Origin of the sequence: Marivirga lumbricoides (assembly GCF_014636295.1) — a bacterium.
In the GTDB taxonomy this organism is placed as follows: Bacteria; Bacteroidota; Bacteroidia; order Cytophagales; family Cyclobacteriaceae; genus Marivirga; species Marivirga lumbricoides.
Map to the genome: position 1 here is coordinate 247506 of NZ_BMEC01000009.1, position 23645 is coordinate 271150.

The following is a 23645-nucleotide window of genomic DNA, read 5'->3' on the forward strand; positions in this document are numbered from 1 at the left end:
CGCATCTAAAATAAAAGTGTTAAGTGAATTAGTGATAATTTAAATTGAGGGTTTAATTTTGGCCAGTAAAAAAATCATCCCTTATAAATTTAACTCATACATGATATGAATAAGAAATTTGTCATTCTAGGCTTAATATTACTTTTAGCTGTAATTATTTATTACTGGCTTGGTGGTTTTAAATCTATCCGGAAAGAAATCATTAAAGATACCAACATAACAGTGTTGGGTTTCTACTATGAAGGAAAAATAGGGTCTGATTCTCTGCAGAACTTATTTGAACAAGCCAGACAATTAGTTCTAAAGGAAGAATATGCAAAGTCAATAGCTCTTGTTTATTATGGGGAACCAAATGAAAACACTGGAGAAGTGAAAAATTTCATTGGTGTACAAACAGATAATACCGCTATTAAAGCCAAACCGTACAATTGGGAATATAGGAAGTTTAAAAGAAACAAAAGCATTATGGGGTGTATTGAAGCTAATGTATTAGCAATGCCTACACCTGATGATATGGTTTCTGAACTAAAATCTTTCGCCCTAGAAAATGAAGTTGCGCTTGACTCTATTTTTATCGAATATTATAGAGGCCCGAATAATGTTTGTGTAGAGCTATTATCTAAGTAATTAATAAAAAGGCAAAACAACGCTTAAATTTAGCGAAGGCCCCTACAATGGCAAGCAATAATTAAATATCGGAACTACTCTTTTCCAGTTTTTAGCAGTAGACTAAAAAAGATTGATTAGGGGGGTTGAGTTGAAAGAAGGTTGGCTTATAATAAAAGATTTTCAAAGCACGCTCTGATGACACATTTATACGCTAATTAGTTAAAAAAATATTTAACACTTATGCCTTAATGCCTTTCCTGCAAAATTCGCATATTAAAAAGCTTTCAACCTTAAATTGTAAATCGAAAGGCCGCTTCAACAATTCGTCATGTGTCTTATATTATGATTAATAAAATTCAATTCACATGACTCTTCTGAGAGATAGTAGATTCTAACAACTTTAAGAAAACCAAATATAATCCACCTCCATACCTCCAGATAAAACACTTACCTTTTCTTCAAATTGCGGATATACTTTGAAACATTTTCTACCAAAAAAAGGAAGCCTTCAATTTTAACTATGTAACCATAGAAAATGTGAGTTAAACTGAACAGTAATGCAAATAACAGGCGATAATATATACTTTCAAAATTGAAATAATTGTACAAAAACACCACAAATATCAATGGTAGTATGCCTTCGAAAACTTTTCTCAATAGAGTTCTATAATCAATTTTTACCACCTTATAAGTAAAATAAATATTTACGAAAGTCAAGAAAAAATCTGCTATTACTAGAGCTATGGTGAATTCGTAAATACCTTTATAATAAGCTATAAATAGAGGTATTGAAGTAACTAGCTTTCTAAATATACCTAGATAGAAGTTTTCCTTCGATTTTCCTTTACTCATAAAAGCATTAACCATCATGCCATTAATAGGAAATACGCAGACTGCTAAAACTAAGACTTGAAAAATAGCTATAGAGGGAATCCATTTTTCTCCAAATAAAAGTATAATAATATCTGATCCCATTATGTATAGCAGTCCCGTTAAACCATAACTAACAAATGCAACTACTGAAACTACCTTAAAATAAACCCGAGAGTATTCTTTATGCTGATCCTGAAGATTTGAGAGAACCGGATAAAAAACCTTAACTAAACTTTGAGAAGTATAAACTATAACTTGATCCTTTAAAGAAGAAGCCCTGGAATAGAACCCTAAAACTGAGGCAGAAAAAACTTTTCCTATAAAAAGAATATCTAATTGTTTAAAAATGGTAGAAATAAATTGATCAAAAAATACAAATGCACTAAATCCTGTTAATCGCTTAACTTCAAAAAATGAAAATCTTAAATCAGGTTTCCAGCTTGAGGAATACCATAGTAAAATGGTGCTTAAAACAGCCATTGAAATTTGTTGCACAACCAAGCTATATACACCATAACCCTGAAATGCACAAATCACTCCAAGAATTCCACCCGAAGCGCTTGCAATAACATTGCGAAGTGTTAAAACTTTAAAGTTTAATTCCTTTGTGAAAATTGCCGTTTGAACCAGATTCAGGGAATTGAAGACAAAAATCAGAGAAAGCCACCTTATTAAACTAGCAATTTCCGGATTATCATAAAAGTCCCCAATAAAGGGGGCGCTAAAATAAAATATAGCCGTCAAAACCAAACCAGCAGCAAAATTCAAATAGAAAATTGAACTGTAAGTAAGGTTGGTATTATCTTTATTTTGAATAAGTGCCGATGCGAAACCTACATCAATAAACACCTGGCTGACGGTGATAAAAACCATTGCCATACCCACTAAACCAAACTCAGCGGGTTCCAGTAACCTGGCTAAAAATATAGAAATAAGAAATCCACTTCCCTGTTTAAGGATAGTGCCTGCTATATTCCATGCAAAAGCTGTTGCAGAACGATTCTTAAGAGAAGTCAAATTGATTGAATATTATTTAGGATGCTAAAGTTAATGACAAATATTTAATGACAAATCATCCGAGTAAATTTATACCAATAATTTTGAAATGATAATTGATTTTACGCCAACTGGATGAGATGAATATTAACTAAGTATAAACACTATTAGATGAAATTACAGCTTACTTATAATCTCTATACACTTTTCAAGCTGTTGATCATTAAAATCTAAATGGGTAACAAACCTCACGTCATGCTTACCAAAGGTAACCGCCAGTATGCCCGATTCTTTAAGTTTATTCACAAAATCAGCTGCCAGCATTTTGTCAGACAAAGTAAAAATCACAATATTGGTATCAACAGGTAACACCTTTTCCACATAGCTCTTATCCTGTAGCGCATACGCTAGTTTTTTGGCTCGCTCATGGTCTTCTGATAGACGTTCAATATGATTATCCAAAGCATAAATTCCTGCTGCTGCTAAAAATCCAGCTTGTCGCATGCCTCCTCCCAGCACTTTTCTGATTCTTCTGGCTTTTTTAATATCTTCAACACTGCCTAATAACACAGAACCTACAGGGCATCCAAGTCCTTTGGACAGGCAAATAGAAATGGTGTTGAAATGCTCTCCATATTTTTCAGCATTATCTTTTGAGGCAACCAATGCATTAAAGAGCCTGGCGCCATCTAAATGAAGCTTTAAACCTTTCTCTTTACAGAGCTTACTAATTTTCTCAATTTCCTGAAAATCATAAAAGCAGCCTCCTCCTTTATTCATAGTATTTTCAAGTGAGACTAATTTTGAAACCGGAGCGTGGATATCATCAGGATTGTTAATATTGTCAGCTATCATTTCGGCAGTTATTCTTCCTCTATCACCATCCAGCAAGCGCACAGAAGCCATCGAATTATAGGCAATCCCTCCTCCCTCATACAAATAGACATGTGACTTTTGATCGCAAATTACTTCGGTAAGTGGTCCGCTATGCAGCTTTATCGCAATTTGGTTAGTCATAGTGCCGGAAGGACAGAATAAACCCGCCTCCATTCCAAAATAATTTGCTGCTTTCTTCTCAAGGGTATTAATGGTAACATCTTCACCAAATACGTCATCACCCACCTCTGCTTCCATCATTACCTCTTTCATGGTTACTGTCGGACGTGTTACTGTATCGCTTCGTAAGTCAATCATTCAAGTAAGTTGCTATTAATTAAAACAAGTTAGGTAGACGGATTTGGTCTGTATAGAATTTATTTCTCGAGTTTTTCTTATCAAAGGGAATTATCTTTTCAATTCTATCTGTTTTAGGGTGATAAAATGCCTCTACATAATAGCCATGCACTAAAAAAAGATTTACTTTATACCTGTAATATCGAATAGATGTGACAAACTCACCCTCTTCATATAAGGTCTTGATCTTTTTAAACAAAGAAAGGTTTTTAAACTCTTCTATTCCCACCTGCTGCTATTTCTTTTTTAATAAATATAAATCTTTTCTTCTGTCATTCAAATTTCTAACACTGCCATAAGTATGCAGTTCCTTAAGGAGATTAACATCTACATCAGCTATTAAAGTCATCTCTGTATTTGGCGTTGCTTCTGCTTTAACTCCATTGGTAGGAAAAGCAAAATCAGAAGGCGTAAATACACCAGATTGGGCAAACTGGATATCCATGTTATTCACTTTTGGAAGGTTACCTACGCTACCCGCTATAGCAACATAACATTCATTTTCAATTGCCCTTGCCTGTGAACAATGTCTAACACGCATATAGCCATTTTGCGTATCTGTCAGAAACGGCACAAATAACAACTTAACACCATCATCTGCCAGTAAGCGTCCCATTTCAGGGAACTCAACATCATAACAAATGAGTACGCCAATTTTTCCGCAGTCAGTATCAAAAGCCTGAATTTTCCTTCCTCCTGACATACCCCATGCGCTTACCTCTGCAGGAGTCATATGAATTTTTTCATAGGTTTCGAAAGTCCCATCTCTTCTGCAAAGAAACCCTTTATTATAAAGCTTGCCTCTGCTGATTACAGGCATGCTTCCTGTGATGATATTCACATTATAATTAATAGCATACTCCTGAAATATTTCCCTTAAAGGCTCTGTATATTTAGCCAACTCTCTGATAGCACTCGCCTCATCAAGGTGATTAAATTCAGCCATTAAAGGAGCATTAAATAGTTCCGGGAAAAGAATGAAGTCACACTTGTAGCCACTTACTACATCAATAAAGAATTCTATTTGCTCCTGCATGGTCTTTAAAGAAGGAGTGGGCCTCATCTGCCATTGTACCAAACCTAAGCGAATAATTGTTTTAGGAATATTTACATACTTATCTGAAGGTTCAAAGTAGATATTATTCCACTCAATAAGCGCAGCAAATTCCATGGACTGCTTATCCCCAGGCAAGTAACCTTTAAGCACTTTTTTTACATGGAAGTCATTTGAGAGCTGAAATGATAATGTCTCGTCAAAAACTTCCTTAGCAATTACTTTCTGAATGTACTGTTTTGGAGTGAGTTTTTCGGAATACTTTGAATAACTTGGCAACCTTCCACCAGCAACAATAGACTTTAAATTGAGCTGCTCAACCAAATCTTTACGGGCATCATACAGCCTTCTTCCCACCCGCATCCCTCTGAATTCCGGGTGCACAAATATATCAATCCCATATAAAACATCCCCTTCATCATCATGTGTTATAAAGGTTTCGTTGCCGGTTATTTCCTGATAGGTGTGATTATCTCCAAAGGTTGAGTAATCTACAATAATTGATAAAGCACAGCCAGCTACTTTTCCATTCACTAAAACGCATAGCTGTCCTTCCGGAAACTTCTCAATAAGCGTTTTAATATGTTTTTCCTCCCATAAATCATCCCAGCCTGCATATGCCTTCTTCATAGAAGAGATTAAACTTCTGTAATTTTTAAGCTTTAAATTTTCAAGTGTAATAATTAAATTATCCTGCATGTTCTCTTTCAACTAAAATCAATAAGAAATACCTTTTTGCCTGTTTAAGCAGCTTACTGATTTGTTTTATAAAATGTTATAAAAATACGACAATAAAAATGCCACAGCATTATTCAATAATGAATAATTAACACTGTGGCATAATTATTAAAATTCCCTTTAAATAGGAACATTCACGTGTCTTTCGGCATGATATGATGACCTCACCAATGGTCCTGATTCAACATATTTCAACCCTCTCTTCAATCCTTCCTCTTCATACATTTTAAATATATCCGGATGAACATATTCAATTACTTCATGGTGCCTTTTAGTTGGCTGTAGGTATTGACCTATGGTTAATATATCAAGTCCATGAGCTACTAAATCATCCATAGCCTGAAACATTTCATCCTGAGTTTCTCCTAAGCCTACCATAATGCCCGACTTAGTTCTCTTACCAAATTCTTTGGTAAGTTTAATTTGATCAAGGCTTCTTTGATATTTTGCCTGAGGCCTAACTCTTCTATATAAACCCGGAACTGTTTCAACATTATGTGAAACAACTTCTTGTCCTGCTTCTATCATTCTGTACAGGGCATCCCAATTGCCTTTCACATCAGGAATTAAGGTTTCTATTGTAGTAGCTGGAGACAATTGCTTTGTTTGAACTACAGTTTGGTACCAAATCTCAGCACCTCTGTCTTTCAACTCATCTCGGTTTACAGAAGTAAGCACCGCATGTTTTACCCCCATATTCCTGATAGCTTCCGCCACTCTTCCAGGCTCCTTCTCATCATACTCTGGTGGGCGACCTGTAGCCACAGCACAGAAGGAACAACTTCTTGTGCAAACATTCCCTAAAATCATAAAGGTAGCAGTACCGGCACCCCAGCACTCACCCATATTAGGGCAGTTTCCACTTTCACAAATAGTATGCAATTTATGCTCATCAACAAGCTTTCTTACCTTGGCATATTCTTTACCTACAGGAAGCTTTACACGAAGCCAATCCGGCTTTTTTGCTTTTTTCTTTTCTTCCTGACTTACTACCGGTAAATCTATCATAACAACCTTTCTTTTATTAAAATGATTATTTTCTTGTTCCAAATAAAATACTTACAAATGCAGCCGGATAAAACTGATAGTTTTTGGTGGCCTGCGGAACAATTTCTATTTTCTTATTGAATATTTCAGCTAGGAACCCTACTTCAAAGCCAGTAATATTGCTTTTAAAAGAACCAAATTCAAATAATAGGGAAGCACGAACATGAAGACCTAAAGCCATTTCCAGGTCACTTAAACCTGCAAAATAACCAGCTGGCCCAATGATATTTCCATTTTGTGTTTCCGAATAGGTAAGTAAATTACCTGTTTCATCTCTTAAATAATATGTAGAAATAAAGCCTAATGAAGGCCCTCCTGTGAGCACTCCATTAATCTGAACACCCTTTTGCTCTGCTTTTCTAAATAAAAGGGCATCATACCCATACATCAGCCGGGTACTTATTAAGTATTTTTCCTTGCCTTCATAAAAGGAAGACGAATTAAAGTACAGGGTGCTTCTAACCCTTCTTTCCTGAGGATGACGAATATGAGCAAATTCAATTCCAAAAGTTTGAAACAATCGATCAGTTTTCTTTGCGCTATAACGGAAAAAACCTCCTGAAATGAGTCCGCTGCTGGTACTTTTTGAAACACCAAACAAATATTCCTGCCCATACTCAAATGGATCTTCTTCCTGCGCTACAGCTTGGCTGAATGACATCGCAAGAAAAAATAAAATTGCTAATAGGCGTTTCATAAGTTACAAATATTGTACAAATTTAAACTTTTAACTCAAACGATAAAAAAACCTGATAGTTTATGTCTACCTCCACCATCATTTACCGACCTTTTTTAAAAACAGATGCTACTCATAATCGTTCAGGAGTAACTATTACCACTGATGCTCCTGTTGATAACAATGGGCAAGGAGCTTTTTTTTCTCCTACTGATTTAGCTGCTACTTCCCTTGCCAGTTGCATGCTTACTGTTATGGGCATTTATGCTGATCAGAACCAACTTGAATTAGGAGAGATTGACTGTTCACTTACTAAAGTGATGGCTGCTAACCCAAGAAGAATCTCTGAAATACACATAGAAGCTAACTGGAAAACAAAACTGCAGGACAAAGAAATAGAAAAACTTAAAAAAGTGGCTTATACCTGCCCCGTTGCTAACAGCCTCCATCCTGACATAAAACAAGTAATAAACTTTAATATTACCAGACTATAAAATAAAATGCTAAACCTGCTCTTTTAGAGACTGATAATTGATCCCCATGTGCGAGTTATTATAAATGCATTGCCCATTTTTAATAACCAGCACTTGTGGCGATTCATGATCTACCCCAAACTTATCTGCAATAGCATTGGAAATATCTCTGTAGGAAAGTAAATCAAGATAATAAGCATCAACTTTATCCATCTCATCACCATTCCAACTTCTTTCAAGGCGGTTTAGCGCCATAGCACTAATAGAGCAACTTGTACTATGCTTAAATATTACAAAAGTTTTATCAGAATGATCTTCAGCAATAGCCTTAAGCATGTCTTTGTCATCTAATTTTTTCCAATCAATCATTTACTTTTCAATTAAATAGCTAAAAATAGGGCTTTCTACTTCTAATTTTTCTGACCTGATTCCGGCTTGGCTTCTGCGTTCCTCCACTCATCAGGGTGTACAGAATTATCCCAGATCTTACCTTCGTTCTTATCCCTTCTGTGCTTAGGCTTCTTCTCAGTAACATACTTGGGCTGAATATTAGAGTCCCATAATCCAGACCAGAACAAAGAAACTGCTATTTGGGTTCTTTTCAGCCAAGGCATTCTATGTCCTTTTGAAGACATATATAGAGTTCCAGGGTGAGAATTTTTAGTAATGTTAAAATAGCGCTCATAGTTTCCATCATATTTAGCAATGTCATCAGATACACGTTTCATTGTTGCGGTAGGATAATGCCGTTGCTCTACGGTTAATAACTTATCACCATCCAATGTGGCTCTTTTAATTTTCGGAACGGTAACTAAAAGCCTGTCGTCATGCAAGCTTTGATTTTTACTCTTAGCCACCTCAACAGTCATTAGTTTTTTATCATCAAAAGGTTTCGGTTTATCCTTATCCACCTTAATCGTCATCATTTTTTTATCATCAAAAGAGGGGGATTTATCTTTATCTACCTTTGAAGTCATCAGCTTTTTGTCATCAAAAGCCTTCTTACCCCTGTCTACCTTAGAAGTCAATAGTTTATCATCATCCATTTTATTCTTCTTATAATCAGGAGCTGACGATACCATTAATTTTTTATCCTCTAATTTGTTATCAGAATGATCCTGTTTTTTTGCTACCTCCAGCCTATCATTATCCATAGGTTTTCTCTTTTTATCATCCCGCTTAGTGTAAAGTTTTTTATCCTCTCCTTTCTTCTTCCCTTTCATCTCCCTTTTCTTCAACAGCACAGGCCCCTCTTCTGAAACACGAGAGTCAAATGGAATTAATGGATCTTTGAGTTTAACATCTGAATCACCCGGTTTTCGCCTTGCAGTTTCATAATTAGGCGTATTGTCATATTGTTTGAACTTAGTTTTTTTATTAGGATTGTAATCATAGGTTTTATAATCGCTCTTTTTGGCCTTAAACCACAGGATTTTATTCCAATTCCATTTATTGGGTTTAATCCTTTTTACTTTATTAATGCTTTTATTAGGATTACCTTTTACTTTGGTCTTTCTACTCGTTTTTACTTTACTTTCTTTCATTTTGGCAGCAGACGCCTTTTCAGAGGTCCGGAGCTTTTTACCACTAGTTTCCTGCCCCAATGCAGTACCAAAACTCAGTGAGATAATAAAAAGTACAGCCAACAAACTTTTCAGCAAGAGACTTAATTGATATGGTTTAAAGTATTTCAATAAAAGCTATTTACAATTTCTTTAGTTATAAAAGCAGGACTCGATTTTAAATTTAGTTAAAATTTAGCTAAAGCTTCTAACTTCTTTTTAATTCGTTGCTTAGGCAGAAAGTCTTTTTCTAACTCACTATTAAATGGAACAGGAGTATCCAGACTTCCTTCACGCATAACTGGTGCATCCAGCCACTGAAAGCAGTTCTCTGCTATCCAGGCTGCAATTTCACCGGAAATGCTTCCAGTCAGGCAATCTTCATTAAAAATTAACACCTTTCCTGTTTTCTTTACACTTTTAGCTACCGTTTCTGTATCCCAAGGCAACAGTGTTCTTAAATCAATTAATTCAACAGAAAGTTCCTGAAAGTCATTGAGTAATTCCTGAGCCCATTGAACTCCCATCCCGTAGGTTACTAAGGTAATATCTTCTCCTTCCTTCAGCACACTCGCCTTACCTATTTCCAACGTATAATAGTCATCCGGAATATCATCAGAAACAGACCTGTACATTACCTTATGCTCGAAATACATCACAGGATTAGGTTCCTCGATGGCCGCTGTAAGTAGCCCTTTGGCATCATAAGGGTTGGACGGATAAACTATTTTTAAGCCTGGCGTATGAAAAAACCATGCTTCATTACTTTGTGAATGGAAAGGGCCTGCTGCAACTCCCGCTCCTGTTGGCATCCTGACTACTACATCTGCATTCTGCCCCCACCGATAATAAGATTTAGCCAGGTTATTTACAATCTGATTAAATCCGCAGGTTACAAAATCTGCAAACTGCATTTCAATAACAGCTTTTTGCTTTTTGATGCTCATGCCTAACCCTATACCAATGATGGCAGACTCACAAAGCGGTGTATTACGAATTCTATCTTTCCCGAATTGTTGAACAAAACCTTCAGTGATTTTAAAAACTCCACCATATTCAGCTACGTCCTGGCCCATAATTACCAGCTCAGGAAATTCCTCAAGCGATTGCTTCAGCCCATCCGAAATAGCATCTACATATCTTTTTGTAGACTTAGCACTCCCTATAGAATTAACTAATTTAGCCTCATAAGGAGCATAAACATCCTTAATTTGTAGTTCAGAGCTCACCTCAGGATAAACATCCTCATCTGCCAGATTCAACCCTTCATTAATGCTCTTTTTAATGTCTTTTCTGATTTTATCCACTTCTTCAGAAGAAATAACACCTTCTTGCAGTAAATACCGCTCGTAATTTTCAACAGGGTCTTTCTGAGCCCACTTTTCAAATAGCTCTTGCGGCACATATTTGGTTCCGGAGGCTTCTTCATGCCCCCTCATCCTGAAAGTCATCGCCTCAATTAAAATAGGCCTTGGATTTTTTCTTATTTCATTAGCTGCTTTATCTACAGCTTTATAAACTTCCAGGATATTGTTACCATCTACCTGAATGCTTTCAATTCCGTAGCCGGGTCCTTTATCTATAAAATTCTTAAACTTAAATTGCTCTTCACTTGGTGTTGAGAGACCATAGCCATTATTTTCAATCATAAAAATAACTGGTAAATCCCACACAGCCGCTACATTTAGCGCTTCATGGAAATCACCCTCTGAGCTTCCACCATCACCACTAAAAACTAAAGTAGCTTTATCTTCCCTGGCGAGCTTATTAGCTAATGCAATTCCATCGGCTACAGCTAACTGCGGCCCCAGGTGGGAGATCATGCCTACGATATGAAAATCATTCGTACCAAAGTGAAAGGAACGATCTCTACCTTTGGTAAAGCCAGTCATTTTCCCTTGAAATTGAGCAAATAATCGTGAAAGAGGGATATCTCTGGTAGTAAATACACCGAGGTTTCTGTGCATAGGCAGAATATATTCATCTTTATGAAGTGCCACCGTAGCTCCTACCGAGATGGCTTCCTGGCCTATACCTGAAAACCACTTACTAATTTTATTTTGTCTGAGTAGAATTAGCATCTTCTCTTCTATTAACCTCGGCAACAATATTTGTTTATACAGGTTAATTAACTGGTCTTTCGAAATATTTTCTTTGTTGAATTGCATCATAAAAAAAGTTCCGCACAAAAATGCATTAAAAAGATTAAATGAGATGTTTTTGCCCGTTAATAATAGAAGGCTTGCAATAAATTTTACTTTTGTGGTGCGCTTTAGTTTAAAAACAAAATTAAAGTAAAGCTTCGGTCTGCAAAAGGCTGTTATATTTTTTATTTTTGGAATTCAAATTAGCTTATGATTAAATATAATTCTTTCACTCTTGATAATGGTCTTCGTGTTTTTGTACATGAAGATAAAAATACCCCACTGGCAGTTTTAAATATTTTGTATGATGTGGGTTCAAGGGATGAGCGATCCGATAAAACCGGATTCGCACATTTGTTTGAGCATTTGATGTTTGGTGGTTCTAAAAACATCCCTAATTACGATGAACCTTTACAGCGTGTAGGAGGCGAAAATAATGCTTTCACCAGCCCTGACATAACCAACTATTATGTTACTATTCCTGCCAAGAATATTGAAACTGCATTTTGGCTTGAGTCAGACAGGATGATGTCTTTGTCTTTTGACCCAAAAGTACTGGAAGTTCAGCGAAGCGTAGTTATAGAAGAATTTAAACAGCGTTACCTTAACCAGCCTTACGGAGACCTTTGGCTAAAGCTAAGACCACTTGTTTATGAAAAGCATCCCTACCAATGGGCTACTATTGGGAAAGAAATTAGCCATATTGAAAATGCTACAATGGAGGACGTGAAAGATTTCTTTTACACTCACTACAGGCCAAATAATGCCTACATGGTTGTTGCTGGAAATGTGGACACAGATGAAGTAAAAAAACTTAGTGAAAAATGGTTTGGAGAAATCCCGGCTGGTGAAAAGAAAGAGCGAAAACTACCCACAGAACCTAAGCAAACGAAGGCTAAATTTCTGGAAATAACCTCTGATGTTCCGGTGGATGCCATCTACAAAGCCTACCATATGCCTGCTAAAACCGATCCTGATTACTATGCCGCAGACTTAGTGAGCGACCTTTTAGGAAGGGGCAAGTCTTCCAGGCTATATCAAAAACTCGTAAAAGATGATGCTATTTTCTCTTCGCTTTCTGCCTATGTAACCGGTTCTGTAGACCCAGGCTTAATGATTATTAGCGGACAGGTTTCTGATGGTATAACTATAGAAAATGCTGACTTAGCTACTGAAGGTGTAATCAACGAGTTTCTGGCAGCGGATTTAGCGAATAAAGAAATTGAGAAAGTGAAAAACCAGGCAGTTTCAACAATAGTATATGGAGAGGTGGAATTATTAAACCGGGCTATGGGAATAGCTTTTGGTGCAGCAATTGGCAACCCAAATTTGGTAAATGAAGAAACTAATCTGATTAAATCAGTTAGTAAAAGTGAAATTGAAAAAGCTGCCAGAGAAATATTAGTGCCTGAAAATTGTACCACTGTTTATTATAAAGCAAAGAAATGAATATCAGAGTAGGATATGGTTATGATGTACATCAACTAGCCGATGGAGAAGAATTTTGGTTAGGAGGTATTAAACTGGATTACCACAAAGGTGCTGTAGGGCATTCAGATGCTGATGTATTAATCCATGTAATTTGTGATGCGCTCTTAGGCGCTGCCAACTTAAGAGATATCGGCTATCACTTTTCTGATACGGATCCTCAGTTTAAAGGGATTGATAGTAAAATATTATTAAAAAAAACTGTGGAACTCATCAGATCTAAAGGATACGAAATAGGTAACATTGATGTGACTGTTGCATTACAAAAACCTAAAATCAATCCGCATATTCCTGAAATGAAAGCGTGTCTTACCAAAGTGATGCACATTAAAGCAGATGATTTATCCATTAAAGCCACTACCACTGAGAAATTAGGCTTTGTAGGGCGGGAAGAAGGCGTAGATGCCCATGCAGTAGTCTTAATATATAAAGTGGAAAATAGTACAGATATCAAAAATCAATACGCAAATTAATCAGTGAAATGAGTAAGGTGAAAATCATTACTACAGAAGACGGCTCACATTCTCTTTACCATGAAGAACTTAAGGAAACTTATCACTCTTTTCATGGTGCACTTCAAGAGTCAAAGCATGTTTTTATTGAAAAAGGTATAAGATTTTGGAGAAACAAAGAGGGATTACCCGACTTTCTTAAAGTATTTGAAGTAGGGATGGGTACAGGGCTCAATGCCTTACTGACTGCCCAATTGGCTAAGGAAAATAATATCAGTATTGAGTATACCACGCTGGAACCGTTCCCTCTGGAAAATGAACTGATTTCGCAGTTGAATTACCCTGATCAATCTGACGATCCTAAATTAAAAGAGATTTTTAAAAGAATACATCAGGTTGCCTGGGAAGAACCAATAGAACTTTACCCCTACTTTCAATTGACCAAGCATCGTTTAAAACTGGAAGATTATAAAATTGGGAAAGAGCAGTTTGATGTGCTGTTTTTCGATGCATTTGCGCCTAATAAACAAGCAGAGCTTTGGGAATTAAGTGCGCTTAAAAAATGCTACTCTTTATTGAAAAGGGGAGGCGTATTTACTACCTATAGCGCTAAAGGCCAGTTGAAAAGAGATTTAAAAAGCTTAGGCTTTGAAGTTGAGACATTGCCAGGCCCTCCGGGGAAAAAAGAAATGGTGAGGGGAGTGAAACAGTAGATTTTAAAACCCAGAGTCTAGAGGCTAGGCACTTTTAACAATAGACGGTAACTAATGAGCAACCACTAATTTCCATCGACTACTTACTAATAACTAAATTCTACTAACTTCATAAAATGGATTTACGACTTTTTTTCAGCCCTGTTCCTGAATCAGTATTTGCTGATGTTAGCAAGCAAAATAGTTTTTTTAAAAGCATTACTGTATACCAGGAAATCTTTCCTGACTATAAATCTGCAGACATTGCCATTATAGGCATAACGGAAAACAGGAGTGCTCCGGAAGGCTCAGGAATTGCTGAGGGTGCCAATGCTACACGTAAAAAGCTGTATCATTTAATGAAGGGTACAGGAGCTTATAACATCGTGGATTTAGGTAATATTTCAGAAGCTATAGATGTGGAACAAACCTATGGCAGGGTACAAGAGGTCTGTCGGGCCTGTTTAGAAAACAATGTATTGCCTATACTAATAGGAGGCCCCCACGAAATGACTTTTGCTCAATACCAGGCATATGAGGAAATGGAAAAACTTATCAGCCTCATAAATATAGATGCCTTTTTGGATATGGAAGGGAACGATGCACCTGAGAACAAACAACATGTTCAGAAATTGTTAATGCACCAGCCTAACTACTTATTTAATTACAGTCACCTGGCGTACCAAAGTTACCTTGTAAATCCTAAAGCTATTGCTACTTTAGAAAAGCTTTATTTCGAAGCTCATCGAATTGGTGCGCTCCGCCACGACATTAAGGAAATGGAACCTGTGATCAGGCAAGCAGATATGTTAAGTTTTGATTTAAACGCAATCCGCTCTTCTGATTTCCCTGCAGGAACACAGGCTCAGCCATTCGGATTAACAGGAGAAGAGGCCTGCCAATTGTGCTGGTATGCCGGTATAAACGAAAAATTAAGTGCTGCGGGTTTTTATGAGTTTGATCCTTTACTGGATGATCAAGCGGGTAAATCCGCATCCGTGCTGGCAACTATGATCTGGTATTTTATTGAAGGCTTTTACCACAGAAAAGATTCCAGAGATTTTAGATCTAATGACTATATCAAATATGTGGTTTCAATGCCCAGCGAACCCGAAACACTGGTATTTTATAAAAGTAATGTAAGTGAAAAGTGGTGGATGGAGGTACCTAATCCCTCCCAAAGCACGATGTACCACAGGAACTCTATTGTACCATGCAGCTATACTGATTATCAACAAGCCGGAAAGGGAGAACTACCTGAAAGATGGATTGTTATGCATTCAAAGTTATTTTAGAAATTCTTATGAAGTATTCATTTTTACTTATTATAACAGCTTTTTGCCTCTCATGCCAGCCAGAGAATGAGTCAGCTTCAGATATTATCAATAAATCCATTAGCTATCATGGTGGACCAGCTTATGATACTGCTCAAATAAAATTTGAGTTCAGAGATAAGTATTACTTCCTTCAGCACAACAATGGCCTCTACACTTACAAAAGGTTATTCAGTGATTCTTTAGGCAACAAAATCGTTGATGCTCTTAATAATAAAGGTTTTCAAAGACAAATTAATGAAGCCGATACTTTATTATTGGCCAAAGATTCAGCTGCATTTGCTAATTCTGTAAACTCAGTTCTCTATTTTGCCCTGCTTCCCTATGGTTTAGATGCTCCATCCGTAATTTCAGAGAGATTAGCAGATGCAGAGATTAAAGGAAATAATTACTACACAATAAAAGTAACTTTTCAGCAAGAGGGTGGAGGCACCGATTATGAAGATGAATTTGTCTATTGGTTTGATCAGGAGGATTACTCTATGGATTATCTGGCCTATTCTTACCATACTGAAGGTGGGGGCATCAGATTTAGGGAAGCTGTAAATCCAAGAAAAGTGAACGGAATTATTTTTCAGGATTATAATAACTATAAGGCGGAAAAAGATACACGTTTAGAAACATTGGCAGAGAAGTTTTCTAAAGGAGAATTAGAATTGCTCTCTGAAATAGATTTAGAATTTACAGAAACTCAAAAATGATTATATCGAAGCCACGCTACCAAACACTTTTTGCTTTAGGGGTTTTTCTAATCCTGGTATTTGGTTCTTTCTTTTTGCTTTTAAATAGTTTACTCAGCTCGCCCGAAAGCTTTTTCATTTTAAAAATCATACTTGCTCCTCTTACTTTAGTAATTGCGCTATTGGTGCTTTCAAAATTCATTGCAGCTATTAAAGTGGTAAAAATTGGTAATAATAAAATCAATATCACGTATCTGATCAGTAGAAGCAAAGCTGAAATTGCTATTGCTGATATAAAAGGCTGGACTGAAGAAATTGTAAAAACCAAGCAAGGGGACTATAAGGAAATCAAAATTCTCTTCGGCCAAAAGAAAATATTAAAGCTCTCTAATAAGGAAAATACAGAATATGAAAGAGTAGTTAAATATCTCAACGCAAAGGCAAAAAAAGTGAAAAGGTAGCACTTAAGTTAAAGTATCTCATTAGTATTCTAATTCCTCCTCTCAATCTAAAATTTATCACAACCATTTTCCATTAAAGAAGTTTGTACAATATCTTATCAAACTAAACTTAATAGATTATGGCAAAAGTAACATTAGGCGGTAACCCTGCCAATACAGCAGGGAATTTACCGGAAGTAAATCACCAGGCACCTGCATTTACATTAGTAAAAACAGATTTATCCGAAGTCTCCTTAAGTGACTATAAAGGTAAAAATGTTATCCTTAATATATTTCCCAGTGTAGATACAAAGGTTTGTGCCACTTCAGTAAGAAAATTTAATGAACAAGCCACGGCTCTTGATAATACAGTTGTATTATGTATTTCCAAAGATTTACCGTTTGCTCAGGCAAGGTTCTGTGGAGCTGAAGGAATTGAAAACGCAATTCCGTTGTCAAATTTCAGAGATGATGATTTTGGAAAAAGCTACGGAGTAACTTTAGCAGACGGAGCATTTAAGGGACTAAATGCCAGGGCTGTAGTTGTAATTAATGCGGATGGAAAAGTAAGTTATACTGAATTAGTACCTGAAATTGGCAACGAGCCAGATTATGATAATGCTTTGGCTGCTGTGAAATAAAATCCCCCCTATTAAATTAACAGCATAAAAAAACCAGACTGATTTCAGCCTGGTTTTTTTTATGGATTATTTCTAAAAATTTTAGAAATCAAATATTATTCAACAGTAGATTGCACTTTAACTTCAATAGTAATAGTACCTTCACCATTTGTATCATTAATTGCAGTAACATGGATTAAACCTACATAATCACCTCTATCTTCATCCAACTTGAAAGCAACAACACTTCCCACAGCTAATTGAGTAGCAGCAGTATTAGTGTTCAATTCAGACGCTGCAGATGCTACTAAATCGCTATTATTTTCTATTGCATTAAAATCAGCAGGGCTTAATTCTGTAACTCTAAACCTTGTGGAATTCCTTGTCCCAAACACACCACTAATTGGCAAATCAACGCTATTATAAACACTATGTAATCCGGCATCATCAATAGCAGCAATTGAATTTTTATTATTAGATCCCCAATAATAAGCAAAATCAACAGGCGAACCACTTGAACCTGAAGCTTCTCTTGCCTCAGCATAGCCATATCTTATATTGCTAATAGCATTGTAAAAACCTTCTTCAGCATTACCTTGCGCACCAAATAGAACTTGCTCATAAAATTCTATCCCTCTTTCTTCTACTACCAATTCTGCATTCGCAGTACCAGTTCTTCCTTCACTATCTTGCATAGTAATTTCAAAAGTTAAGGTAGAACCAGCAGCTTCTTCTGGGATAACAAATCCTGATATTGTAAAATTTCCTTCTTGCACACCTGCAACATTAAAAAAGTTCAAGTCTACAACATTACTTACTATTCCTCCATTACTTATAGTTAGATCGAAATCGTTCTCCTCAGTAGAAACATCAACAGAAGCTCCTACTACATTGGCTGTAGAAGTAAAATTAACTTCGAAATTAACCGTTTCTCCAACACTGTAGGTATCTTGCTCATCAGCAACCTCAATACTTACTGATGGGTTACTTGAAACCTCATCCTCATCATCACAAGCCGTGAAAAATAATGTACCTGCTATTGCAGACAGCATCCATGCATTTCTAAATAATTTTTTCATTGGTTTTTGTTTTGTTCGTTTTGATTAAAAAAATTAATATTATGCGGGAATAGTTTATCGTTGACCCGCTCTTTTATAGACTCCTGTAACGGTAAAAAGGTTGTAATCATGCATAAAAAGATACTTTTTTTTCTTTTCAGCCATTGATTTCAAAGTAATATTTAATATATTGATGTAATAAATAAAAGAGCACAAAAACTTTAATTACCTCATTATAAAACCATTACAAATGTAATCGCTTTTGCAATGACTTATTTTTTAAGGTATTTCATGTAATTAATATAATTTTATTGATAGAAATTTTGAGAAATTAATTATAAATTGCATCGAGATTTATTGTATTTTTATTTACATTTATAAATTGTAAATACATTAAGAACGAAAACTAAATTAATCATCACTAAAGAAAAATGAATTATGGCAGAGAATAACCAAAGCATCTTTGACATGATACACCAGTATGGCCCTTATGTGGGCATGGGTATTATTGGTATAGCCGTCCTGCTCGTTTTACTGTATTATTTGCGTTTAGCGACACTAAAGGAATTTAAACAGAAATACGATTACATTAATAAAAATGAAATAGATTCTCTATGGAGAGCTACAGTCATTTTATTAATTGGAGCCGTAATCTGGGTTAATGCCATCTTTGGAGAAACCGAATTATTATGGTTTTCCGTGAAAGTTTTCGTTTCTGCCATGCTGGCCTTAATTATTGGTGTAATTATTCAAAATATTTTACGCTTCTACTATCCTTTCTACATTGAAAAAAGATTAAAGAAGTTGAGGTACACTCCTCGCGTTTCTCCTAAAACAGGTAAGCCAATGAAACTTCTTTCTGAAGAAGAAGAAGATGTTTACCTTGATGAAGGTATGCAAGCTGAAGAGGATATTTTCTCTGTTGACTATGATGTATGGGTAGATGAAGAAACAGGCTACACCAAAATAGAAAAATATTCAGGTCACTTACATGCTTTACAGTGTTCAGAATGTAATTATCAAACACTTAAAGTAGTGAAAGAGGAAATTATTAAATCTCCTACAACTATGGAAGAAGGTGAATTAATGAAGTATTTCAAATGTTCTTACTGCGGCCACAAGGCAAGGAAAACTTTCCACATTGCTAAATTAAAAGAGGCTTCAGCTGTTAGTGAAACTTCAAAAGTGACTTCAGCATCTTAATCAAAAAAAAAACATTAAATCTAAAGCCTCTTCTTCAACGGAAGAGGCTTTTTTTTTTTGCACAACCATAAGAATAATGCACTATTACAGCACACTGAACAAGAATAATAAAGTTGGCTTCAGGGAAGCAGTTATTGAAGGTCTACCGGGAGATAATGGCTTATTCATGCCCTCTGAAATCAGTAAGTTACCCTCTGAATTTATACAGAATTTACCGGATTTGCCTTTACAAGAGATAGGTTTTCAGGTGCTGAATCCTTTTGTTAATAAAGAAATTCCTGAGACCACATTAAGGAATATAATTAACAAAACTCTGTCATTCGACTTCCCCCTTGTAGAGATTGACAATAACACATTTGCTCTGGAACTTTATCATGGCCCCAGCTATGCATTTAAAGATGTGGGCGCAAAATTTCTAGCCCAATGCCTTGACTACTTTTATAGAGATGCAGATGAAAAATGTACTATTCTAGTAGCCACTTCAGGTGATACAGGGGGTGCTGTGGCCGCAGCTTTTTCAGAGACTGAGAATATTGAGGTAATCATTCTTTATCCTTCTGGAAAAGTAAGTGATTTACAGGAGAAGCAATTGACTACTTATGAGAAGAATGTAACAGCTTTAGAAATTGCCGGTGATTTTGATGATTGTCAAAGACTAGTAAAGTCAGCATTTCTTGATGAGGAACTAAGAAAAAAAATACAAATCAGTTCCGCTAACTCTATTAATATCGCCAGGTTTCTTCCACAGGCTATTTATTATTTTGTTCCATTCCAAATTTTTGGAGAAGAGCAGTCTATTGCATTTTCTGTTCCAAGCGGAAACTACGGAAACTTAACTGCCGGACTAATCGCTCAAAAAATGGGCTTACCTATATCCTCCTTTATTGCTTCAGCTAATAGAAATGACGCTGTGCCCCGCTATCTGTTTTCAGGAAATTACGAGCCTAAACCTACTATTCCCACCATTTCTAATGCAATGGATGTAGGTGCTCCTAGCAATTTTCAGCGAATGCTTGACCTGTATGATAAGGGTCATGACAAAATGAAAAAAGCCATTAAGGGATATAGTTTTACTGATGAACAAACACTGCAAATTATGCAGAATGTTTATAAGGAGTTCGATTATTTGCTGGATCCTCATGGCGCAGTAGCATATGGTGGCTTAAAAGAATATCTCAAGACAGCTAACAAAAATGAAATAGGGGTATTACTTGAAACTGCCCACCCATGCAAATTTATGGAAACAGTAAAAAAAGTAAGCAAAGAGGATATTTATCCTGACTCTGCTTCTCAATTTCTAAATAAAGAGAAAAAAAGCATTAAAATGACAGCAGATTACAATGATTTTAGAAGTTTATTATTAAAAAAGTCTAACTGATCACTCGCTGAGTATTCTTATTTTTGCCTTTTCCTGAATCACTTCCTGCACTGTTCTATGTTGAATTTTGCTTTCGAGCCAGCTTATAATGTCAAAATAAATGAATGCTCGCTTTTCATACCTTATCTCCTGAAGAGGTTTAAGTTGTTTTAATAATTTTTCAAATTCGGGAAGAAGGTCTTCTTCTTTGAAACCAGAAGAAAGCTTCCGAAGAAAGCGTAAAATGTATTTTTGAAACAAATGCAAATCGCCCTTTTTTAGTAAAAATCTATAGGTAGACCGGATGTAGTATTCTATCACCTCCATATTACCCATCTCGTAATGAGCAATTAAACCTAAAATTCTTGCAAAAGAGTGGATATCTTCTCTGAGCTCCATATTCTCATCATTCTGAACGCGGTTTATCCATTCTAATGCTTCTTTATACTGACTATTACCAAAGTATAGGCAGGCAATTTTATAAAATAAAATAATGCGGCTATGTTCATCCGATCTATGAATAAATCCCTGTAAATCCTCTCCTATTTTTTGCAATAATGAAACGCCAATATTAAACTTTCCAAGCATAAATATTCTGTTAAACTCATGCACAAAAACGTATTTCAACAATTTATACCGAATGTTCTCATTTACTATATTTCTTGTTTGTACATTCAGCAACTGTAACCGCTTCCTTGTCTTCATAAAAGCTGCATAATAAAAAAGCTTATACTCAGCTATCATTACCTGGTTAATAGCATTTAAATATTCATCCGTTTGCGCCTTTTTCATTTCAGGATGATTATCAAACAATCTTAACCACTTCAATGCATAATGATAGCCCCGCCCCATATTTTCGATAAAATAGTTATAATTAACATACAGCCTGTACAGGTTCAGCTTTTCGTAAAGCGAAAGATTTTCCTCATCATATTGAGGCAGATTCTTATCAAATAAAGATTTTATTTCTTTATAGTGGCTATCATTTCTGATATATCCCGTCTTCACATAAATGGCATTTAATTGTACTGATAAGTTTGTCAACTTATTGATAAGATTGATTTTCCTGTTTGCATCCTCCACCTGGTCAATTATTCTATGAACCTTCTGCCTGTAAAATGGCCCAACAGATTTTCCCAGAATATTTTTTTCCCACTTTAACAACTCAAGTTTCAATTCCAAAAGATCAGTTTTAAGCACTTTCTTATTGGCCTTGGCTAAAATCTCAGCACTCTGCCTGTACAGCCCCCTGTTAAAAAGAACCTGTACATAGTCTATCATTTCCCTGATCTGAATTTCAGTTACTTTCTCAAGTTCATACTGCCGAAGGCTTTGTAATATACGCTTATATAAATGTGCTTTCAGGTTACTAAATTGAAGAGGACTAAAAGAGGGCTCACTTTTTAATATAGCAGAATCATCAAATTTTCTTTGATGGTCAATTTTATCAAATAACAGCACAAACTTGGCATCAGACTCTCCCTGGCCTGACACATATAATTTGAAATAGCGCTTTTCACTACTCTTCATTGATTTAATTAATGAAAATAGATGATCTGATCTTTCCTTTGACATCGTAATTATTACCTTCTGATTTTATACTGAATAAGCAATATAGGCACTTATCTTCCAATTAGAAATCGTAATAAATAAAATATTTGGCATTACATCCCCTAAAGTTTACTCCTACATTAGATTTTAAATACTATAACATTTCATACACTTATTGTTAGTCAATAAATATAAAGCGAATGCATAACAGAATTCAAATTTTTGACACTACACTTAGAGATGGGGAGCAAGTGCCCGGCTGTGGTTTAACGAAAACCAAGAAACTGGAAATTGCCAAATCTTTAGAAGCACTTGGTGTAGATGTAATTGAGGCAGGTTTTCCTATCTCCAGCCCCGGAGATTTTGAATCTGTAAGATTATTATCCAAAGAGATTAAAAATGCTACAGTTTGCGGCTTATCGAGGGCTGTAAAGAAAGATATAGAATGTGCAGCAGAAGCCTTAAAAGGGGCTGCAAGACCTAGAATCCATACCGGATTAGGCACCTCAGACCAACATGTGTTAACTAAACTAAAAATGACACATGCTCAGGTTATTGAAAAAGCAAAAGAATGCGTAAGCTTCGCAAAGAACTTTGTAGACGATGTAGAGTTTTATGCTGAAGATGCAGGAAGAACTGATAATGCATTCCTGGCGCAGGTAGTAGAAGCCGCAATAGCAGCAGGTGCAACAGTGGTAAATATTCCTGACACAACAGGTTTCTGTATGCCGGAAGTATATGGAGCTAAAATAAAATACCTCATTGATAATGTTAAAAATATTGATCAGGCTATCATATCTGCCCATTGCCATAATGACTTAGGTCTTGCCACAGCAAATAGCATTGCTGCTATCCGAAACGGAGCCAGACAAATAGAGTGTACCATTAATGGTATTGGGGAAAGGGCAGGTAACACCTCTTTGGAGGAAGTTGTGATGATTATGAAAAAGCATGAGTGGCTGGGTTTCGAAACTGGAATTAATACCAAGCATCTTTATCCAATAAGCCGAATGGTTTCAGAAACTATGTGCATGCCTGTGCAGCCTAATAAAGCCATAGTCGGAGCAAATGCATTCTCTCACTCTTCGGGTATTCACCAGGATGGCGTTATCAAAAACAAAGACAATTATGAAATCATTGATCCATACGAAGTAGGGGTCAATAAATCAAGCATCATTTTAACAGCTAGAAGCGGGAGAGCCGCACTTAACTTCAGGTTAGCAGAAGTAGGAATTGTGCTTTCTAAGGATGAGCTGGAAGAAGCGTACAAGGAATTTCTGGTTCTTGCAGATGAAATCAATATAGTGGAAGACGATGATCTGAAACACTTAGCGAGAAAATTTAATAATGTAGCAGTAAAGTAAG

23 protein-coding genes are annotated in these 23645 nt (G+C 36.0%); 12 read left to right on the plus strand and 11 right to left on the minus strand.

Annotation, left to right across the window (positions count from 1 at the left end):
• The first annotated feature begins 105 nt into the window (after positions 1–105).
• Positions 106–627, plus strand: a complete 522-nt coding sequence (locus IEV85_RS14940; protein ID WP_188464794.1) for a hypothetical protein — start codon at positions 106–108, stop codon at positions 625–627.
• 429 nt (positions 628–1056) lie between these two features.
• Here IEV85_RS14940 and IEV85_RS14945 read toward each other — a convergent pair whose 3' ends face one another.
• From IEV85_RS14945 to IEV85_RS14970, 6 genes are all read right to left on the minus strand, one after another.
• Positions 1057–2499 (minus strand): lipopolysaccharide biosynthesis protein, encoded by a 1443-nt coding sequence (locus tag IEV85_RS14945; protein WP_188464796.1) that lies wholly within the window; start codon positions 2497–2499, stop codon positions 1057–1059.
• A 156-nt stretch (positions 2500–2655) separates the two neighbouring features.
• Positions 2656–3672: a threonine aldolase family protein gene (locus IEV85_RS14950; protein WP_188464798.1), complete on the minus strand. Its 1017-nt coding sequence runs from the start codon at positions 3670–3672 to the stop codon at positions 2656–2658.
• Positions 3673–3691: 19 nt separating this feature from the next.
• A complete protein-coding gene (locus tag IEV85_RS14955) occupies positions 3692–3910 on the minus strand; it encodes a hypothetical protein (protein WP_229712602.1) in 219 nt (72 codons plus the stop codon).
• A 36-nt stretch (positions 3911–3946) separates the two neighbouring features.
• A complete protein-coding gene (locus IEV85_RS14960; RefSeq protein ID WP_188464802.1) occupies positions 3947–5464 on the minus strand; it encodes a bifunctional GNAT family N-acetyltransferase/carbon-nitrogen hydrolase family protein in 1518 nt (505 codons plus the stop codon).
• Positions 5465–5623: 159 nt separating this feature from the next.
• The gene (gene lipA, locus IEV85_RS14965) at positions 5624–6511 is read right to left on the minus strand and encodes a lipoyl synthase (RefSeq protein WP_188464804.1); all 888 of its coding nucleotides are present in this window, start codon (positions 6509–6511) and stop codon (positions 5624–5626) included.
• Between the two features lie 25 nt (positions 6512–6536).
• Positions 6537–7247 (minus strand): hypothetical protein, encoded by a 711-nt coding sequence (locus IEV85_RS14970; RefSeq protein WP_188464806.1) that lies wholly within the window; start codon positions 7245–7247, stop codon positions 6537–6539.
• Positions 7248–7309: 62 nt separating this feature from the next.
• Here IEV85_RS14970 and IEV85_RS14975 point away from each other — a divergent pair, with 62 nt between their 5' ends.
• Entirely contained in the window at positions 7310–7720 is a 411-nt protein-coding gene (locus IEV85_RS14975) for an OsmC family protein (RefSeq protein ID WP_188464808.1), read from the plus strand.
• A 9-nt stretch (positions 7721–7729) separates the two neighbouring features.
• On the opposite strand, the gene ytxJ is transcribed toward IEV85_RS14975, so the two are convergent.
• From ytxJ to IEV85_RS14990, 3 genes are read right to left on the minus strand one after another with little or no spacing between them, the layout of a single operon-like run.
• A complete protein-coding gene (ytxJ, locus tag IEV85_RS14980) occupies positions 7730–8068 on the minus strand; it encodes a bacillithiol system redox-active protein YtxJ (protein WP_345259708.1) in 339 nt (112 codons plus the stop codon).
• 41 nt (positions 8069–8109) lie between these two features.
• Positions 8110–9393 (minus strand): hypothetical protein, encoded by a 1284-nt coding sequence (locus IEV85_RS14985; protein ID WP_188464810.1) that lies wholly within the window; start codon positions 9391–9393, stop codon positions 8110–8112.
• A 56-nt stretch (positions 9394–9449) separates the two neighbouring features.
• Positions 9450–11429, minus strand: a complete 1980-nt coding sequence (locus IEV85_RS14990) for an alpha-ketoacid dehydrogenase subunit alpha/beta (protein ID WP_188464894.1) — start codon at positions 11427–11429, stop codon at positions 9450–9452.
• 186 nt (positions 11430–11615) lie between these two features.
• Between IEV85_RS14990 and IEV85_RS14995 the strand changes: the two genes are divergently transcribed.
• The 7 genes from IEV85_RS14995 to tpx all read left to right on the plus strand — a co-directional run bounded on the left by IEV85_RS14995 (position 11616) and on the right by tpx (position 17132).
• A complete protein-coding gene (locus tag IEV85_RS14995; RefSeq protein ID WP_188464812.1) occupies positions 11616–12854 on the plus strand; it encodes a M16 family metallopeptidase in 1239 nt (412 codons plus the stop codon).
• Entirely contained in the window at positions 12851–13366 is a 516-nt protein-coding gene (gene ispF, locus IEV85_RS15000; RefSeq protein ID WP_188464814.1) for a 2-C-methyl-D-erythritol 2,4-cyclodiphosphate synthase, read from the plus strand. Before IEV85_RS14995 ends, ispF begins: the two co-directional genes overlap by 4 nt.
• Positions 13367–13374: 8 nt before the next feature.
• Entirely contained in the window at positions 13375–14058 is a 684-nt protein-coding gene (mnmC2, locus tag IEV85_RS15005; protein ID WP_188464816.1) for a tRNA (5-methylaminomethyl-2-thiouridine)(34)-methyltransferase MnmC2, read from the plus strand.
• Between the two features lie 116 nt (positions 14059–14174).
• Positions 14175–15332, plus strand: coding sequence for a formimidoylglutamase (locus IEV85_RS15010; RefSeq protein ID WP_188464818.1), 1158 nt, complete (start codon positions 14175–14177; stop codon positions 15330–15332).
• An 8-nt stretch (positions 15333–15340) separates the two neighbouring features.
• On the plus strand, positions 15341–16072 hold the full coding sequence (locus IEV85_RS15015) for a DUF6503 family protein (protein WP_188464820.1): 732 nt from the start codon (positions 15341–15343) through the stop codon (positions 16070–16072).
• Complete coding sequence (locus tag IEV85_RS15020; RefSeq protein WP_188464822.1) at positions 16069–16512, plus strand: hypothetical protein; 444 nt, start codon at positions 16069–16071, stop codon at positions 16510–16512. Before IEV85_RS15015 ends, IEV85_RS15020 begins: the two co-directional genes overlap by 4 nt.
• 119 nt (positions 16513–16631) lie before the next feature.
• Positions 16632–17132 carry a thiol peroxidase gene (gene tpx / locus IEV85_RS15025; protein WP_188464825.1) on the plus strand — a complete coding sequence of 167 codons (501 nt, stop codon included), beginning with the start codon at positions 16632–16634 and terminating at the stop codon, positions 17130–17132.
• A 95-nt stretch (positions 17133–17227) separates the two neighbouring features.
• Here tpx and IEV85_RS15030 read toward each other — a convergent pair whose 3' ends face one another.
• A complete protein-coding gene (locus IEV85_RS15030) occupies positions 17228–18190 on the minus strand; it encodes a hypothetical protein (RefSeq protein ID WP_188464827.1) in 963 nt (320 codons plus the stop codon).
• Between the two features lie 417 nt (positions 18191–18607).
• On the opposite strand from IEV85_RS15030, the gene IEV85_RS15035 reads away from it, so the two are divergent.
• The gene (locus tag IEV85_RS15035) at positions 18608–19372 is read left to right on the plus strand and encodes a hypothetical protein (protein ID WP_188464830.1); all 765 of its coding nucleotides are present in this window, start codon (positions 18608–18610) and stop codon (positions 19370–19372) included.
• Between the two features lie 76 nt (positions 19373–19448).
• Positions 19449–20750, plus strand: a complete 1302-nt coding sequence (gene thrC, locus IEV85_RS15040; RefSeq protein WP_188464832.1) for a threonine synthase — start codon at positions 19449–19451, stop codon at positions 20748–20750.
• Here the strand turns inward: thrC and IEV85_RS15045 are convergent, their stop codons facing one another.
• The gene (locus IEV85_RS15045) at positions 20751–22259 is read right to left on the minus strand and encodes a hypothetical protein (protein WP_229712603.1); all 1509 of its coding nucleotides are present in this window, start codon (positions 22257–22259) and stop codon (positions 20751–20753) included.
• Positions 22260–22480: 221 nt separating this feature from the next.
• Between IEV85_RS15045 and IEV85_RS15050 the strand changes: the two genes are divergently transcribed.
• Positions 22481–23644 carry a 2-isopropylmalate synthase gene (locus IEV85_RS15050; protein WP_188464836.1) on the plus strand — a complete coding sequence of 388 codons (1164 nt, stop codon included), beginning with the start codon at positions 22481–22483 and terminating at the stop codon, positions 23642–23644.
• Position 23645: the final 1 nt, after the last annotated feature.

Coding starts and splice junctions, on each gene's coding strand:
- IEV85_RS14940 (WP_188464794.1), top strand. CDS start 106: ATGAATAAGAAATTTGTCATTCTAGGCTTAATATTACTTTTAGCTGTA.
- IEV85_RS14950 (WP_188464798.1), bottom strand. CDS start 3,672: ATGATTGACTTACGAAGCGATACAGTAACACGTCCGACAGTAACCATG.
- IEV85_RS14960 (WP_188464802.1), bottom strand. CDS start 5,464: ATGCAGGATAATTTAATTATTACACTTGAAAATTTAAAGCTTAAAAAT.
- lipA (WP_188464804.1), bottom strand. CDS start 6,511: ATGATAGATTTACCGGTAGTAAGTCAGGAAGAAAAGAAAAAAGCAAAA.
- IEV85_RS14970 (WP_188464806.1), bottom strand. CDS start 7,247: ATGAAACGCCTATTAGCAATTTTATTTTTTCTTGCGATGTCATTCAGC.
- IEV85_RS14975 (WP_188464808.1), top strand. CDS start 7,310: ATGTCTACCTCCACCATCATTTACCGACCTTTTTTAAAAACAGATGCT.
- ytxJ (WP_345259708.1), bottom strand. CDS start 8,068: ATGATTGATTGGAAAAAATTAGATGACAAAGACATGCTTAAGGCTATT.
- IEV85_RS14990 (WP_188464894.1), bottom strand. CDS start 11,429: ATGCAATTCAACAAAGAAAATATTTCGAAAGACCAGTTAATTAACCTG.
- IEV85_RS14995 (WP_188464812.1), top strand. CDS start 11,616: ATGATTAAATATAATTCTTTCACTCTTGATAATGGTCTTCGTGTTTTT.
- ispF (WP_188464814.1), top strand. CDS start 12,851: ATGAATATCAGAGTAGGATATGGTTATGATGTACATCAACTAGCCGAT.
- mnmC2 (WP_188464816.1), top strand. CDS start 13,375: ATGAGTAAGGTGAAAATCATTACTACAGAAGACGGCTCACATTCTCTT.
- IEV85_RS15010 (WP_188464818.1), top strand. CDS start 14,175: ATGGATTTACGACTTTTTTTCAGCCCTGTTCCTGAATCAGTATTTGCT.
- IEV85_RS15015 (WP_188464820.1), top strand. CDS start 15,341: ATGAAGTATTCATTTTTACTTATTATAACAGCTTTTTGCCTCTCATGC.
- IEV85_RS15020 (WP_188464822.1), top strand. CDS start 16,069: ATGATTATATCGAAGCCACGCTACCAAACACTTTTTGCTTTAGGGGTT.
- tpx (WP_188464825.1), top strand. CDS start 16,632: ATGGCAAAAGTAACATTAGGCGGTAACCCTGCCAATACAGCAGGGAAT.
- IEV85_RS15030 (WP_188464827.1), bottom strand. CDS start 18,190: ATGAAAAAATTATTTAGAAATGCATGGATGCTGTCTGCAATAGCAGGT.
- IEV85_RS15035 (WP_188464830.1), top strand. CDS start 18,608: ATGGCAGAGAATAACCAAAGCATCTTTGACATGATACACCAGTATGGC.
- thrC (WP_188464832.1), top strand. CDS start 19,449: ATGCACTATTACAGCACACTGAACAAGAATAATAAAGTTGGCTTCAGG.
- IEV85_RS15045 (WP_229712603.1), bottom strand. CDS start 22,259: ATGAAGAGTAGTGAAAAGCGCTATTTCAAATTATATGTGTCAGGCCAG.
- IEV85_RS15050 (WP_188464836.1), top strand. CDS start 22,481: ATGCATAACAGAATTCAAATTTTTGACACTACACTTAGAGATGGGGAG.